This is a genomic window from Sphingomonas sp. BE123, from assembly GCF_031456015.1.
Classification (GTDB): domain Bacteria; phylum Pseudomonadota; class Alphaproteobacteria; order Sphingomonadales; family Sphingomonadaceae; genus Sphingomonas.
Map to the genome: position 1 here is coordinate 1475870 of NZ_JAVDTW010000001.1, position 15418 is coordinate 1491287.

Genomic DNA, 15418 nt, shown 5'->3' on the forward strand with positions numbered 1-15418 from the left:
ATCGCGTGAGCGGGAAGGCTAGGTTAGGTCCGCCCATCCCGCAAGTTCCGATGCGACGATGCTGCGCAGCATCGCGATCCCCGCCGCGCTATCGTTCAGACATGACAGATACGCGAAATGCGTGCCCCCCGCCGCGATGAAATCCTCGCGCCCGCGGATCGCCAGTTCCTCCAGCGTTTCGAGGCAGTCGGCCGAAAAGCCCGGCGCAACGATCGCCACCTTGCGCATGCCCTTGTCCGGCAATTCGCCCAGCACCGTGTCGGTCGCCGGCTCCAGCCATTTGGCACGGCCGAAGCGCGACTGGAACGTCACGATCAGATCGCGCCCCAGCGCCTCGCCCAGCAGCCGCGCGGTCTTGCGGCAATGGCAGTGATAGGGATCCCCCAGGTCGAGCGTCCGCTGCGGCATCCCGTGAAAGCTCGCCAGCACCGCGTCCGGTTCGAAGTCGAGCGCGGCCAGCTGCATCCGCACCGATTCCGCCAGCGCCGCGATGTAGCGCGGATCGTCATGATAGGGCGGCAGCGTGCGCAGCGCCGGTTGCCAGCGCATCGCGGCCAGCGTCTCGAACGCCTTGTCGACCACCGTCGCGGTCGTCGCGCCGCAATATTGCGGATAGAGCGGGGCGATCAGGATGCGTTCGCACCCGGCGTCCTTCATCGCCTTGAGCTTCGCCGGGATCGACGGGTTGCCATAGCGCATCGCCCAATCGACCATGACCTGCGGCCACGCCGCCTGCAGCGCCACCGCCTGTCGCTTGGTGATCGCGGCGAGCGGCGATCCGTCCTCGGTCCATACTTGGCTGTACGCATGCGCCGACTTGGCCGGGCGCGTGCGCAGGATGATGCCGCGCAGGATCGGCTGCCAGAGCAGCGCCGGAAGCTCGACCACGCGACGGTCCGACAGGAACTCGCCCAGATACCGCCGCACCGCACCCGTGTCAGGCGCATCGGGGGTGCCAAGATTGACCAGCAGCACGCCGACCCGGCGTGGCGGGACGGGGGGATGGCCATTGGGGAGCATCATTCGCCTCCGGGAATCAGGGGAAGTTGCCGCAACCGGACCCCGGTTGCCGCATGGATGGCATTGGCGATCGCGGGCGCCACCGGCGGCACGGCCAGTTCGCTGGCACCGCCCGGCTCCGCCTCGCTCGCGATCAGTTCGATCATGATTTCGGGCGTGTCGGCCAGTCGGGGCAGAGCAAGGTCGGCAAAGCCGCGCGCTTCCGCCCGATTGGCGGTAAAGCCCGTGGTCGCGCCCAGCGCCGCGGCCATGCCAAAGATCAGGCCGCCCTCGATCTGCTGCTGCACGACATCGGGATTGACCACCCGCCCGCAATCGACCGCCGCCACCAGGCGGTCGACCCGGATCCGCTGGTCGCCGCCGACCGACGCCTCGGCCATGACCGCAATATAGGATCCGCGAAACGCGTGGCACGCCAGTCCCTGACCGCTCCCCGCCAGCCCGCCCTGCCACCCGCCCAGCGTCGCGACGGCAGACAGGCACCGCGCCAGTCGGGGCTCGCCGCCCAGCATCGCGATGCGGAAGCTGTGCGCCTCGATCTGCGCCACATGCGCCAGTTCGTCGATGAAGCTTTCGGTGAAGAATGCGGTCACGCCATGCGCGCCTCCGCGCCAGTAACCGGTCGCGACGCCGATATCGGCGGGATGATGATCGACCGCCAGCGCCGGGATGCGATAGGGCGGCCGCGCGCCCGCGACCGCGGCCGGGTCGCCGTCGCCGCTCAGCATCAATGCGGTGCCGGTCACCCCATCCCCCGCCATCAGCCGGGCGGCGAGTTCATGCCCGCTGGCCGGCGCGGCGATCTTGGCCAGCCAGCCGCTGACCGCGCCATTGCCGCCCAGCCGCGCCGTCATCCGCGCTGCCGCGGGCGCGCGATAGCGATCCTGGACGCTGGTTTCGCCGCGCGACCAGGTCAGCTGCACGGGCTTGCCCACCTGCTGCGCGATCAGCGCGGCCTGCTGCGCGCAGGCGTGTTCGAGGTTCTGACCAAAGGATCCGCCGGCAAAGACCGGATGGATGATGACCGACTCCGCGCTCATCCCGATCGCATCCGCCACCGCCGCCCGGGCAAGGCCCGGGGCCTGTGTCGCCATCCACACGCGGCACCGCCCGTCCGCAATCGTCGCGGTCGCGGTCATCGGCTCGATCGCGGCATGCAGCGCGACCCCGACGCGATAGCTCGCGGTCACCACCCGCGCGCCCTTGAACGCCGCGGACAGATCCCCCTCCGCCACGATGCGGGTGCCATCGCCGTCCAGCGCGGCATCGAGTGCGGCCTGGATCGACGCGCTGTCGACCTTGCTCGTCACCTCGAATTTGGGATTCAGCGCGTCGAGCGCGCGCTGCGCCGCCCAGCTGGTATTGGCGACCGCCGCGACCCATTGGTCGGTACGTACGATCTGCGCGACGCCGGGGATCGCCCGCCCCGCCGCCTCGTCCACCGCCACCAGCCGCGATGTCCCGATCGGCCCCTGGCGCACGGCGGCAAAGACCATGTCGGGCAGGCGGATGTCGGCGGCAAAGCTGGCGCTGCCGGTGACCTTGCCCGGGCCGTCGAGCCGGGGCAGCGGTTCGCCCAGCAACCGGTCACCCTCGCCCTCGCGCAGGGGCAGGTCGTCGGGGACGGTCTCACCGGCGGCGTCCGCTGCGATCGCGCCGAACCCGATCTTCTGCTTGTCGTGCAGCACGAACCCGCCGGCGGTGGTACAGGCGCGCCAGTCGACGCCCCAGCGCCGCGCTGCGGCCTGACACAACAGCGCGCGCGCCGCCGCCCCGGCCTCGCGCAACGGCGCCTCGAACTGGCGCAGCGAGGTCGACCCGCCGGTCAGCACCAGCGCGCTGCGCCGCGCATGGGTCGCGCGCAACGCATCGGGCACCAGCCCCGGAAACAGCTCGGCCGAAGCCAGCGGATTGGCATAAAGCGGGTTGAGCGGCGCCTGCTCGACCCCGACGCGGCGCCAGTCCGCGCCCAGTTCGTCGGCAAGCACCTGCGGCAGCGTCGTGAACACCCCCTGGCCGGTTTCGCATTGCGGCACCGCGACCGTCACCTGACCATCGGGCGCGATCTTGAGCCAGGCGCCGAACGCGGTCTCGCCGTCGCGGACCGGCAAATTGGGCAGATAGGTCCGTGGCCATGCCGCCCATGCGACCAGCAGCCCGATCCCGGCGCCCCCGCCGATCAGCAGCGTCCGCCGGTCGATCCCCTTGATGCCCTTGCGCTCCATCCCAGCCGCTCTAGCGGGGCGAAAAGCAGGACGCCACTCCCATCGCTCCCCTTGGCCCCGCCCGGATATGCCGATAGGACAGCGCCGAACTCCCGGGGAGCCCGACACGTGATCCTGACTGCCGCCGCCCAAGCGACCTCGTACATCCAGTTCAGCGACCTCGGCCTCGACCCGGTCGCGCTGGATCTCGGCTTCTTCCAGCTCAAATGGTATTCGCTGGCCTATATTGCCGGCATCCTGATCGGCTGGTGGTATCTGCTCAAGCTGCTCGGCCGGCCCGGCGCGCCGATGGCACGGCGCCATGCCGATGACATGGTCTTTTATGCCACGCTCGGCATCATCCTCGGCGGCCGCCTCGGCTATGCGATCTTCTACCAGCCGCAGCTGTTCGCCGAGCCGATCAAGCTGCTCCAGCTGTGGGAGGGCGGCATGTCCTTCCATGGCGGAATGATCGGCGTGATGCTCGCGGTGCTGTGGCTGTGCCGCCGCGAAAAGCTCGATTGGCTGCGCGTGCACGACTATGTCGCCTGCTGCGTGCCGTTCGGGCTGTTCTTCGGCCGGCTCGCCAATTTCGTGAATGGCGAGCTGTGGGGCCATCCGACGACGGTGCCGTGGGGGATCGTGTTCGACCGCACCGGCGAAGCCGTGCCGCGCCATCCCAGCCAGCTCTACGAAGCCGGGCTCGAAGGGTTGCTCGTCGGCCTGATCCTGTGGTTCCTGTTCTGGAAGACCGATGCCCGCTACCAGCCGGGCAAGCTCGTCGGCACCTTCATCCTCGGCTATGGCCTGTCGCGCTGGTTCGTCGAATTCTTCCGCGAACATGACGCGCAGTTCGATGGCACGATCTTCGCCACGCCCGGCCTGCACATGGGCCAGTTGCTGACGCTCCCGATGATCTTCGGCGGCATCTACCTCATCGCCACCGCCAAAAAGCGGCGCGCGCGCGTCGAACCGGTTGCGGGCGACCAGACGATCGCATGAGCGACACGCCTAACGTCGACGGCCCCCTGCCCGAGCGGATCGCCCGCGCGATCACGCTCGCCGGGCCGATCCCGCTGTCGCAGTTCATGGGTGCGGCCAACACCCATTATTACGCCACCCGCGACCCGCTCGGCACGCGCGGCGATTTCACGACCGCGCCCGAAATCAGTCAGATGTTCGGCGAGCTGGTCGGGCTCGCACTCGCCGATCTGTGGGACCGCGCCGGGCGCCCCGGCTGCCATTATGTCGAGCTTGGCCCGGGCCGCGGCACGCTCGCCAGCGACGCGCTGCGCGCGATGCGCAGCGCTGGCCTGACCCCGCCGGTGCATTTCGTCGAGAACAGCCCGATGCTGCGCGCCGAACAGGCAAAGGCAGTGCCGCACGCCGAATGGTCGCTCGATCTGGTCGGCCTGCCGGACGATGCGCCGCTGCTGGTTGTCGCCAACGAATTTTTCGACGCGCTCCCAATCCGGCAGCTGGTCAAGACGCCGCAGGGGTGGCGCGAGCGGCTGGTCGCGTGTCAGGACACGCTGTTCCTGCCCGTCATCGGCAACACCATCTTCGATCCGATCATCCCGCCGCAGTTTCGCGATGCGCCCGACGGGTCGATCCTCGAAACCTCGCCGCCCAGCGTCGCGATCCTGCGCGCGCTCGCAGCGCGGCTGTTGCAACAGGGCGGCGCGGCGATCCTGATCGACTATGGCTATGCCGGCCCCGCGATCGGCGACACGCTGCAGGCCGTGCGCGGCCACGCATATGTCAACCCGTTCGAGGATCCGGGCGAGGCCGACCTCACCGCGCATGTCGATTTCGGCACGCTGATCGAAGCCGCGCGGGTCGAGGGGCTGGCGGCCTATCGCCCGATCACCCAGGGCGCGTGGCTGCGCGAACTTGGCATCGAGCCGCGCGCCCAGGCGCTCGCCGCCGCCGCACCCGCTCGCGCTGCCGATGTCGCCGCTGCGCGCGACCGGCTGATCGGGGACGAGGCGATGGGCGAGTTGTTCAAGGTCGTCGCCCTCACCGCCCCGGGGTGGCCGATCCCGGCGGGGTTCGCATGATCCGTATCGACACCCCGACCGCCGCCGACGCCGTCGCGCTCGACGCGATGGCGCAGGCGAGCTGGCGCGACACCTTCGCCCATTTCTACAAGCCCGAGGATCTCGCCGCGTTCCTCGACGAGAATTTCGGCGAAGACGGTCGCCTTACCCGTGATCTCGCCAACCCGGCGATCACCTGGGCCGTCGCCCGCGCCGACGGTGCCATCGCCGGTTACGCCAAGATGGTCCCGCCAACGCTCGAACAGGCCGGCCCCGCCGACGCGCAACTGGCGCAGCTCTATGTCGCAACCGACTGGCACGGGCGCGGCGCCGCACAGGCGCTGATGGACTGGGCGATGACCACCGCCCGCGCCCGCCGCGCACCCGCATTGCTGCTGACGGTGTTCGAGGAAAACCACCGCGCAATCGCCTTTTACGGCAAATATGGCTTCGTCCATGTCGGCGACTATGCCTTCCCGGTCGGCCGTCAGATCGACCGCGACCTCGTGATGCGGCTGGCGCTGTGAGCGAAGCCCTCACCATCCTGCGCGCCACCGCGCTCGACGGCGTCGCGCATGGCTTCCTGGGCCGCACCGGCGGCGTCACCGCCGGCCCCACCGCCAGCCTCGACATGGGCCGCCGCGGCCTGCCCCCCACGCCCGCGCTGCAGGAAAACCAGCGTCGCGTGATCGCCGCCATCGCACCCGGCAGCCGCTTTGCCACTGTCCATCAGGTCCACTCGCCCGACGCCGTCATAGTCGGCACCGACTGGGACGAGGATAACCGGCCGCACGCCGACGCGCTCGTCACCGACCGCCCCGGCCTGCTGCTCGGCATCCTCACTGCCGACTGCGCCCCCGTGCTGTTCGCCGACCGCGAAGCCGGGGTGGTCGCCGCCGCCCATGCCGGGTGGAAGGGCGCGCTCCACGGCGTCACCGACGCGACCATTGCGCGCATGGAGGAACTCGGCGCCGACCGCAGCCGCATCGCCGCCGCGATCGGCCCGTGCATCGCCCGCGCCAGCTACGAGGTCGACGACGCGTTCCTCGCCCGCTTCGCCGCCAGCGACCCGGCGAACGAACGCTTCTTCACCCCCGGCAAGCCCGGCCACCACCAGTTCGACCTTGAGGCCTATGTCGTCCACCGCCTCGCCGCGGCCGGCCTCCGCCGGATCGAGGCGCTCGGCGCGGACACCTATGCCGATCCCGCGCGTTTCTTCAGCTATCGCCGCGCAACGCACGAAGGCGCCGCCGATTACGGTCGCCAGATTTCGGTGATCGCATTGACGGAATGACGGATCGGTGCGACGGCTGCGGCAACTAGTTTCACCTGATACCAGGAGCGGCCCGCCATGACCGACACGCCCGACCAGACCCCTGACGAAGCGGCAATCACCGGCGCGCCCGCGCGCGGCCGCCCCAAGCCCTCGGCCGACACCATCGGCAATCGCAAGCTCAGCCCGAGCACGCTGATGATGGGCCATGGCTATGACCCGATGCTGTCGGAAGGCTCGCTGAAGCCGCCGATCTTCGCCACCTCCACCTTCGTCTTCCCCAATGCCGCCGCCGGCAAGCGCCATTTCGAAGGCGTCACCGGCAAGCGTCCCGGCGGTGCCGAAGGCCTCGTCTATTCCCGCTTCAACGGCCCCAACCAGGAAATCCTCGAGGATCGCCTAGGCGTATGGGAAGAAGCCGAAGACGCGCTCGCCTTCTCCTCCGGCATGTCCGCCATCGCCACTTTGTTCCTCGCGATGGTCAAGCCCGGCGACACGATCGTGCACAGCGGCCCGCTCTACGCCGCCACCGAAACGCTGATCGCGCGCATCCTTGGCAAGTTTGGCGTGCACTGGGTCGATTTCCCCGCCGGCGCCACGCGTGAAGAGATCGACGCGGTGCTGCAAAAGGCATCGTCGGGCAATGTCGCCCTCATCTATCTCGAAAGCCCCGCCAACCCGACCAACGTGCTGGTCGATGTCGAGGCCGTCGCCGCCAGCCGCGACGCGATCTTCACCGGTGAAAACAAGCCGCCGATCGCGATCGACAACACCTTCCTGGGGCCGCTCTGGGCGCAACCGCTCAAGCAGGGCGCCGACCTCGTCGTCTATTCGCTGACCAAGTACGCCGGCGGCCATAGCGACCTCGTCGCCGGCGGCGTGCTGGGCAGCAAGGCGCACATCAACACCATCCGCATGATGCGCAACACGATCGGCACGATCTGCGACCCCAACACCGCCTGGATGCTGCTGCGCAGCCTCGAAACGCTCGAACTGCGCATGAGCCGCGCCGGCGAAAACGCCGCCAAGGTCTGCGAATATCTGCGCACCCATCCCAAGGTCGAAAGCGTCGGCTATCTCGGCTTCCTGCCCGAAGGCAGCCGTCAGCGCGACATTTACGACCGCCACTGCACCGGCGCCGGCTCGACCTTCTCGCTCTACCTCAAGGGCGGCGAGAAGGAGGCGTTCGCCTTCCTCGACAGCCTCAAGATCGCCAAGCTCGCGGTCAGCCTCGGCGGCACCGAAACCCTCGCCAGCGCCCCCGCCGCGATGACCCACCTCTCGGTCCCCGACGCGCGCAAGCAGGCGCTCGGCATCACCGACAATCTCGTGCGCATCTCGATCGGCGTCGAAAATGCCGACGACCTGATCGCGGACTTTGAGGAGGCGCTGAAGGCGGTTTAATCCGCCCTCAACGCCCATGGTCGAGAAACGCGAGCGGAATGTCGATCCGCTCGCGCCAGGCGCGCTCATTATGCTCGGTGCCGGTGAAACTGCGGATCTCGTAGGTTTCGCCGCGCACCCAGCCCAGCGTCGGCAACATCGCATCGATCGCCGCGGCAAAGGGGGGATAGGCCGCATCCAGCGTCGCCGTGCCATGATCGAAATAGACGCGGTTGCGCGCCGGATCGAACGCGCTCCCGGTCAGCCACGCGCGTAGCGCCGCCCCCACCGCCTCCGGCCCCTCGGGCGGGCGGCTATAGAGTGCCATCGGTGCCGCGAGCGGCAGGTGGATCGAAAGGCATGCCGCCTGCCCGAAGACGCGCGGATATTCGCCGATCGCATAAAGCGAGATCAGTCCGCCCATCGATGATCCCATCACCGATGTGTCCGCCGCGCCACGCAACGTACGGAACCGCGCGTCGATCGCCGGCTTCAGCTCCTCGACGATGAAGCGCAGATAGGCGTCGCCCAGCAACGGCCCGCCCGCCATCTCCAGCACTGCCGCACGATATGCCTCGGGCAGATGTGCCGCGACCTTTTGCGGAAAATACTCGCGATAGCGGGCCGCCGTGTTGGCCACCCCCACCACGATCGTGTCGCGCAGGTCGCCGCGCGCCGCCATCCGCGTGATGGCCTCGTCCACGCCCCACTCGCCGGCGAACGCCGCCTTGCCATCGAACAGATTTTGCCCGTCATGCATGTAGATCACGGGAAACCGCGCCGACCGCCGCGCATCATAGGCCGCGGGCAGCCACACCAGCACCTTGCGCGCCGCGATATGGCGCGATGGGAACGCGTCGATCTCGACGATCTGCCCGCCGGTAACCTGCGCCGTGGCAGGCAATACCGACAGACCCAGCCCAGCGACGGCCCCGCCCAGCACATTGCGCCGCGTCCAGCTCATGTCCCTCTCCTCAACGTTGACGCAAGCCTAGCACCGCCTTGAACTCTGACGAGAAAGCATACGAATGCACGTCGCCGAATACTGTCCTTCCCCCTCCTCTCCCAATCGCCTAGCCATCCCACATGCCCGACGAGTTCACCTTCCTCACCGCCCTGCGCGCCATCGCCACGCATCCGGCGGCGGCTGGGCTCGCCGACGATACCGCACAGCTCGGCGTCACCACCGGAACGCTGATCCTCACCAGCGACACGATGGTCGAGTCGGTCCATTACCGCCCGCACGACCCGCCGGAATCGGTCGGCTGGCGGCTCGCGGCGGTGAACCTGTCCGACCTTGCGGCCAAGGGCGCGACCCCGCTGGCCTGCCTGCTCAATTACAGCCTGTCGGGCGATGGCGCGTGGGATCGCGCCTTCCTGCACGGCCTCAACGATGCGCTCACCCGCTACGCCATGCCGCTGATCGGCGGTGACACGGTGGCGATGCCGGCGGGAGCGCCGCGCAGCCTCACCCTCACCGCCATCGGCACCGCCCCGGCCCAAGTCCCGCTGCGCACCGGCGCGCAGCCCGGCGATACGCTCTGGGTCACCGGCACCATCGGCGGCGCAGCGTTCGGCGCGGATGGGCAGCCGCGCGACCTCGCCCGCTACCTCCACCCCGCCCCGCGTGTGGCCGAGGGTCAGGCGCTCGCCCCGTTCGCCACCGCGATGATGGACGTGTCCGACGGCCTGCTGATCGACGCTCAGCGGCTTGCCGCCGCCAGCGGCATCGCGCTCACCATCGACCTCGACGCCATCCCGCTCGCCCTGCCCGGCCCCGTCCTCGACGCTGCGTGCGCGGGCGACGATTACGAACTGCTCTTCACCCTCCCCGACGGCATCGAGCCACCCGTTCCCGCCACCCGCATCGGCGCCGCCAGCACCGGCAGCGGCCTCACCCTGACGGCAAACGGCGCGCCAGTACCCCTCCCAGCAAAGCTCGGCTACCGCCACGGTTGAGAACGCAATTCCTCCCCTGAGCTTGTCTCAGGGGAGGGGGACCGCTCGCGAAGCGAGTGGTGGAGGGGCGGCCGCGCAGACGGCCGTGAGCGGCTCGGCAAAATTCCGCCGTCTGACGACGGCGGCCCCTCCGTCATTGCTTCGCAATGCCACCTCCCCTGCAGGGCAGGGGAGGAATTGCCCCCCCCCAAACCCCCTTCAAATGTTGGATTTCATCTGATCTACCCTGATCGATGAAGCCAACCGCACCCGACTCACCCACCCCCGCATCGCCACCCCGGCGCGCACCGGTCGCGTGGCTGGTGTCAGCGTGTGGTTCTCCTGTCCCGCTCCGGGTGCAAGCCCCTCGCGCCGATGTCGCGCCACCGTCGCGTCCCCGTTCGCCGCGCCGCACACCCCGCTTTTTTGTCCGCTTCGTCCGGCGCTGCCCCATTCCACCACGCCGCTTGACAGCCCCCCGCCCCTCTCTACGCTCCACCCCGACGCGGTTTGTACCGGGCATCAAGATCTGGACGACCCGCGCGGTTCACAGGGGAAGGATACCAGATGCCGATTGTCTATATCGCCATCGCGTGCGGCCTGATTGCCGTGCTCTATGGCCTGGTAACGTCGCAACAGGTGCTGCGCGCACCGGCAGGCGACCAGAAGATGCAGGATATCGCAGCCGCCATTCAGGAAGGCGCCAAGGCCTATCTCGGCCGCCAATATACCACCATCGCCATCGTCGGCGTCGTCGTCGCGGCGGTGATGTTCTTCACGCTCGGCGCGCTGTCGACCGTCGCATTCCTGATCGGCGCGATCCTGTCGGGCGTTGCCGGCTATGTCGGCATGAACATCTCGGTCCGCGCGAATGTCCGCACGGCTGAGGCGGCGCGCGGCTCGCTGCAGGGTGGCCTCACCCTCGCTTTCCGCGCCGGAGCCGTCACCGGCATGCTCGTCGCCGGGCTCGGCCTGCTCTCGATCGCCGGACTCTTCTGGTATCTCGTTGGCCCCGCCGGTGAAGCCGCGAATGGCGAGGATATCATCAAGGCGCTGACCGCACTGGCGTTCGGTGCGTCGCTGATCTCGATCTTCGCCCGCCTCGGCGGCGGCATCTTCACCAAGGCCGCGGACGTCGGCGCCGACCTGGTCGGCAAGGTCGAAGCCGGCATCCCCGAGGATGATCCCCGCAACCCCGCCGTGATCGCCGATAACGTCGGCGACAATGTCGGCGACTGCGCCGGCATGGCCGCCGATCTGTTCGAAACCTATGTGGTCACCATCGGCCTCACCATGGTGTCGATCGCGCTACTCGTCGGCGGGCTTGCCGATGACGCGATGCTCGCGCTGATGGCGCTCCCGCTGATCGTCGGCGGCGTGTGCATCATCACCTCCATCATCGGCACCTATATGGTCCAGCTCGGCGGCAGCCAGTCGATCATGGGTGCGCTGTACAAGGGGTTCTGGACCACCGCGATCCTCGCCATCCCGGCGATCTGGTTCGCGACCGACTATACGCTTGGCGATCTCAACGCCGCGATCGGGGATCAGGCGTTTACCGGCATGGACCTGTTCTGGTGCATGATGATCGGCCTCGGCGTCACCGGGGCGCTGGTGTGGATCACTGAATACTACACCGGCACGCAATATCGCCCGGTCCGCTCGATCGCCAAGGCATCGGAAACCGGCCATGGCACCAACGTCATTCAGGGTCTGGCGATCAGCCTTGAATCGACCGCGCTGCCGACCATCGTGATCGTCGTCGCGGTGATCGCATCGTTCCAGCTTGCGGGAATCATCGGCGTGGCGTTCGCCGCCACCTCGCTGCTCGCGCTCGCCGGCATGGTGGTCGCGCTCGACGCCTATGGCCCCGTCACCGACAATGCCGGTGGCATCGCCGAAATGGCCGGGCTGCCCGACGACGTCCGCACCCGCACCGACGCGCTCGATGCGGTGGGCAACACGACCAAGGCGGTGACCAAGGGCTATGCCATCGGCTCGGCCGCGCTCGCCGCACTGGTGCTGTTCGGGGCGTATACCGAGGATCTGACGCGCTATTTCCCCGACATCGTCGTGGACTTCTCGCTCAGCAACCCGTTCGTGATCGTCGGCCTGCTGCTCGGCGCGCTGCTGCCCTATCTGTTCGGCGCATTCGGCATGACCGCCGTGGGCCGTGCAGCGGGCGCCGTGGTCGAGGATGTCCGCGCCCAGTTCCGCGACAATCCCGGCATCATGGCCGGGACCAGCCGCCCGAACTATGGCCGGACCGTCGACATCGTGACCAAGGCGGCGATCAAGGAAATGATCGTGCCTAGCCTGCTCCCGGTGCTGTCGCCGATCGTGCTCTACTTCGTGATCCTGTCGGTCGACAGCCAGGCCAACGCGTTCGCCGCGGTCGGCGCGATGCTGCTCGGCGTGATCGTGTCGGGCCTGTTCGTCGCCATCTCGATGACCTCGGGCGGCGGCGCTTGGGACAATGCGAAAAAGTACATCGAAGACGGCAACCACGGCGGCAAGGGCAGCGAAGCCCATAAGGCCGCAGTGACCGGCGACACCGTCGGCGATCCCTACAAGGATACCGCCGGTCCGGCGGTCAATCCGATGATCAAGATCACCAACATCGTCGCCCTGCTGCTCCTCGCGGCACTCGCGGCGGGCTGATCGACATGGCCTTCTTCAGCCCCTCCCGCCTTCGCGGGAGGGGTTGGGGAGGGTCTTCTTTCTTCTGTTACTTCAAGCCCAGCGGTAATCGGCCACCACCGGAAAATGATCCGACGGAAACCGCCCGTTCCGCCCGAAATCGACCGTCGCGACCGCCACCGGCGTCAGGCCCCGGGCCATGACCCAGTCGATCCGCTTCCCCGGCGTTCCGGAAAAGCCATGGAACGTCCCTTCCGGCCCCTTCCGCTTCGGCGCCGCAACCCAGGTATCGAGCAGACCGGCACTGAGAATGCGATGCGCGTCGCTCTCCGGCCCGGTATTGAAGTCGCCGGTCAGCACCACGATATCGCCAGCAGGCCGCTGCGCCACCCACGCCGCAATCGCCGCCGCACAGTTGCTGCGCGCCACCTCGTCCTCGCCGCGATACGGAAAATGCGTGTTGATCAGCCAGAAGCGCTTGCCCGCCACCGTCTCGAACAGGCCCCAGGTCGCCATCCGCGGATAGGGGTGCCCCCAGCTGATGCTCCCCGGCACATCGGGCGTATCCGACAGCCAGAAATGGCCAAGGTCGATCACCTTCATTCGGTCGCGGCGAAAGAACACGCCCATATGCTCGTCGCCGCGCCCGCCGCGCCGATCGACCCCGAACCAGCTGAACTGCGGCAGCCGCTCGACGACATAATCGCCCTGGATCTTCCACAATTCTTGGGTGCCGATGATGTCCGGATCGGCGCGGCGAAGCGTCTCGACGAACAGGTCGCGCCGCGCCGCCCACCGGTTCGGTCCATCCGAGTCGAGTGGCAGGCGGACGTTGAAGCTCATCACCCGCAACCCGCTGCGCGGCTGTGCGGCGCGCGCCCAGCCGGGTGCGAGCGCCATTGTCGCCGCTACCGCCATCACTTCGCGCCGTTTCATCCGCAGAACTCCGCACTTGCCTGTTGCCAACGCTGTCACCTATGCCTGAGGCGACAGGGGAGGCAAATGGCGCGACGGCCGACGATCAAGGAAGTTTCGAAACTCGCAGGCGTGTCGTTCAAGACCGTCTCGCGCGTGCTGAACAACGAAAAGAATGTCAGCGAGGAAACCCGCCGCCGCGTCGAGCAGGTCGTCGCCGAACTCAACTTCCGCCCCAGCCTCGCCGCGCGCACGCTGGCCGGGCGCAAATCCTTTCAGGTCGGGCTGCTCTACGACAACCCCAGCCCCTATTATGTGTACCACCTGCTCGCCGGGGCGCAGGAGGGGTGCGCCGAACATGGCTATCGCCTGCTGACCCAGCCGGTCGACAGCGCCGCGTCCGGGCTGGTCGCCGATGTCGCGGCGCTGGTGGACGAAACCCATCTCGACGGGCTGATCCTCTCGCCACCGCTGACCGAACATGCCGAGCTGCTCGACGAACTCGACCGGCGCGCCCTGCCCTATGTGCGGATCGAACCGGGGTTGCGGCGCGACTCCGGCCGCTCGGTGACGATCGACGATGCCAGCGCCGCGCATGAGGCGACCGCCCATCTGCTCGCGCATGGCCACCGCGCCATCGCCTTCATCAAGGGCCCCGACAGCCATGTCTCGTCGATCGAGCGGTTGAAGGGCTATCGCACCGCGCTCGCGGCGCATGGCGTCGCCTTTGACCCGGCGCTCGTCGTGGCGGGGGATTACAGCATCGAATCGGGACGCCAGGCCGCCCGGCTGCTGCTCGACCGGCCGGGCCCGCCCTCGGCGATCTTCGCCGGCAATGACGACATGGCGGCCGGCGCGCTGGCAGTTGCGCATGAGCGCGACATTTCCGTTCCGGAACAGCTGTCGATCGTCGGCTTCGATGATTCGGACCTTGCCGCCGCCGTCTGGCCGCCGCTCACCACGGTGCGTCAGCCGGTCCACGAACTCGCGCGCAGCGCCGCCGATCTGCTGCTCGATCCCAAGGTTCAGCGCGACCGCGTCACCTTCGACACGCGGCTGATCGCGCGCGCCAGCTCGGGTGCCGCGCCGCCGCGCTGACCCCGCCTAGCGCCGCAGCGCGCGCATCACATCCTGCCACAGCGTCAGGTTGCGGCGTGCGCGCTGGACGATCGCCGACTGGCGGATCCGCGTGATCACCGCATCGGCCAGCCACCGCCCCGGCTGGCGCAGCGGCCGCCGCACCTGGACCACCAGCAGCACGCTGACCCCGGCGGCGTCGTTCCACAGCTCATGGTCGACCGTATCGTCGAACAGCAGCGTCTCGCCCTCGGCCCAGCGCAGGATCCGGTCGCCAACGCGAATCCGCGCATCGCCGTCGCGCGGCACGTGCAGCCCGAGGTGACAGGTGAGCAGCCCCTTGGTCGCCCCCCGGCTCGCCGGCACATGCGCGCCGGGCGACAGGACCGCGACATGCGCGCTGACCAGTCCCGGGATGCGCCCGACCAGCGCCGCGGTCACCGGACAGCGCGCCAGCGCCTCCTCGACGCGATAGCCATAGCCCCACAGGAACCAGGCCTGCCACGGCCGCAACGGCGCGACCGCCCCGCGCGCGCCCGGCAGCACCGCCGCCGGCACCGCGTCCGGCAGTGCGAGTGCCAGCGCCTCGCGCCGGATCGCCTCCCACTCCGCCCGCAGCGGCGCGGTCCAGCAAAATCCGCGAACGTCGAGGATCGGGTGCGTCGGGACCAGCGAGAACCGCGCGATCACCCGATCAGTTACCGCGCGCACCTGCCCCATCGCAAAGCCGGCAAGCCCCCGACGCGGCGGCGCCTCGGACTCGGCAGCACCCGGGATCAGCGCAAGCGCGGGCGCGGGTCGCGCTGCGTCACGCCCCCCATCCTGCTGCCGCTGGCTCCCCTGCCGCCCCATCATCGCCTCCACGCGCATCGCCCGGTCGGCGTGCCCGATCCGGGCGCTAGGGCATGATCTGGGTCCAAATCATGGCA

At 68.8% G+C, this 15418-nt stretch carries 13 protein-coding genes; 8 read left to right on the top strand and 5 right to left on the bottom strand.

Features of this window, described 5'->3' with window-relative positions:
* Positions 1-18: 18 nt before the first annotated feature.
* Positions 19-1023: a ferrochelatase gene (hemH, locus tag J2Y54_RS07345; RefSeq protein WP_310038201.1), complete on the bottom strand. Its 1005-nt coding sequence runs from the start codon at positions 1021-1023 to the stop codon at positions 19-21.
* Positions 1020-3245 carry a molybdopterin cofactor-binding domain-containing protein gene (locus J2Y54_RS07350; RefSeq protein WP_310038204.1) on the bottom strand — a complete coding sequence of 742 codons (2226 nt, stop codon included), beginning with the start codon at positions 3243-3245 and terminating at the stop codon, positions 1020-1022. The genes hemH and J2Y54_RS07350 overlap by 4 nt, the downstream gene beginning before the upstream one ends.
* A 108-nt stretch (positions 3246-3353) precedes the next feature.
* Between J2Y54_RS07350 and lgt the strand changes: the two genes are divergently transcribed.
* The 5 genes from lgt to J2Y54_RS07375 are packed head-to-tail and all read left to right on the top strand — an operon-like array spanning position 3354 to position 7940.
* Complete coding sequence (gene lgt, locus J2Y54_RS07355; protein ID WP_310038207.1) at positions 3354-4226, top strand: prolipoprotein diacylglyceryl transferase; 873 nt, start codon at positions 3354-3356, stop codon at positions 4224-4226.
* Positions 4223-5284, top strand: a complete 1062-nt coding sequence (locus tag J2Y54_RS07360) for an SAM-dependent methyltransferase (RefSeq protein WP_310038209.1) — start codon at positions 4223-4225, stop codon at positions 5282-5284. Before lgt ends, J2Y54_RS07360 begins: the two co-directional genes overlap by 4 nt.
* Entirely contained in the window at positions 5281-5790 is a 510-nt protein-coding gene (locus J2Y54_RS07365; RefSeq protein ID WP_310038211.1) for a GNAT family N-acetyltransferase, read from the top strand. The genes J2Y54_RS07360 and J2Y54_RS07365 overlap by 4 nt, the downstream gene beginning before the upstream one ends.
* Positions 5787-6557 (top strand): peptidoglycan editing factor PgeF, encoded by a 771-nt coding sequence (gene pgeF, locus J2Y54_RS07370; RefSeq protein ID WP_310038213.1) that lies wholly within the window; start codon positions 5787-5789, stop codon positions 6555-6557. The genes J2Y54_RS07365 and pgeF overlap by 4 nt, the downstream gene beginning before the upstream one ends.
* 57 nt (positions 6558-6614) lie before the next feature.
* Complete coding sequence (locus J2Y54_RS07375; protein ID WP_310038216.1) at positions 6615-7940, top strand: cystathionine gamma-synthase family protein; 1326 nt, start codon at positions 6615-6617, stop codon at positions 7938-7940.
* Positions 7941-7947: 7 nt separating this feature from the next.
* Here J2Y54_RS07375 and J2Y54_RS07380 read toward each other — a convergent pair whose 3' ends face one another.
* On the bottom strand, positions 7948-8883 hold the full coding sequence (locus tag J2Y54_RS07380; protein ID WP_310038217.1) for an alpha/beta hydrolase-fold protein: 936 nt from the start codon (positions 8881-8883) through the stop codon (positions 7948-7950).
* A 122-nt stretch (positions 8884-9005) separates the two neighbouring features.
* Between J2Y54_RS07380 and thiL the strand changes: the two genes are divergently transcribed.
* Both thiL and J2Y54_RS07390 read left to right on the top strand, forming a co-directional pair.
* Positions 9006-9878: a thiamine-phosphate kinase gene (thiL, locus tag J2Y54_RS07385; protein ID WP_310038218.1), complete on the top strand. Its 873-nt coding sequence runs from the start codon at positions 9006-9008 to the stop codon at positions 9876-9878.
* Positions 9879-10424: 546 nt separating this feature from the next.
* Positions 10425-12518: a sodium-translocating pyrophosphatase gene (locus J2Y54_RS07390; RefSeq protein WP_310038220.1), complete on the top strand. Its 2094-nt coding sequence runs from the start codon at positions 10425-10427 to the stop codon at positions 12516-12518.
* Between the two features lie 72 nt (positions 12519-12590).
* On the opposite strand, the gene J2Y54_RS07395 is transcribed toward J2Y54_RS07390, so the two are convergent.
* Positions 12591-13433, bottom strand: a complete 843-nt coding sequence (locus J2Y54_RS07395; RefSeq protein WP_310038221.1) for an endonuclease/exonuclease/phosphatase family protein — start codon at positions 13431-13433, stop codon at positions 12591-12593.
* Positions 13434-13499: 66 nt separating this feature from the next.
* Between J2Y54_RS07395 and J2Y54_RS07400 the strand changes: the two genes are divergently transcribed.
* Positions 13500-14510, top strand: coding sequence for a LacI family DNA-binding transcriptional regulator (locus J2Y54_RS07400; RefSeq protein WP_310038223.1), 1011 nt, complete (start codon positions 13500-13502; stop codon positions 14508-14510).
* 6 nt (positions 14511-14516) lie between these two features.
* On the opposite strand, the gene J2Y54_RS07405 is transcribed toward J2Y54_RS07400, so the two are convergent.
* Complete coding sequence (locus tag J2Y54_RS07405) at positions 14517-15359, bottom strand: aspartyl/asparaginyl beta-hydroxylase domain-containing protein (RefSeq protein WP_310038225.1); 843 nt, start codon at positions 15357-15359, stop codon at positions 14517-14519.
* Between the last annotated feature and the right edge of the window lie 59 nt (positions 15360-15418).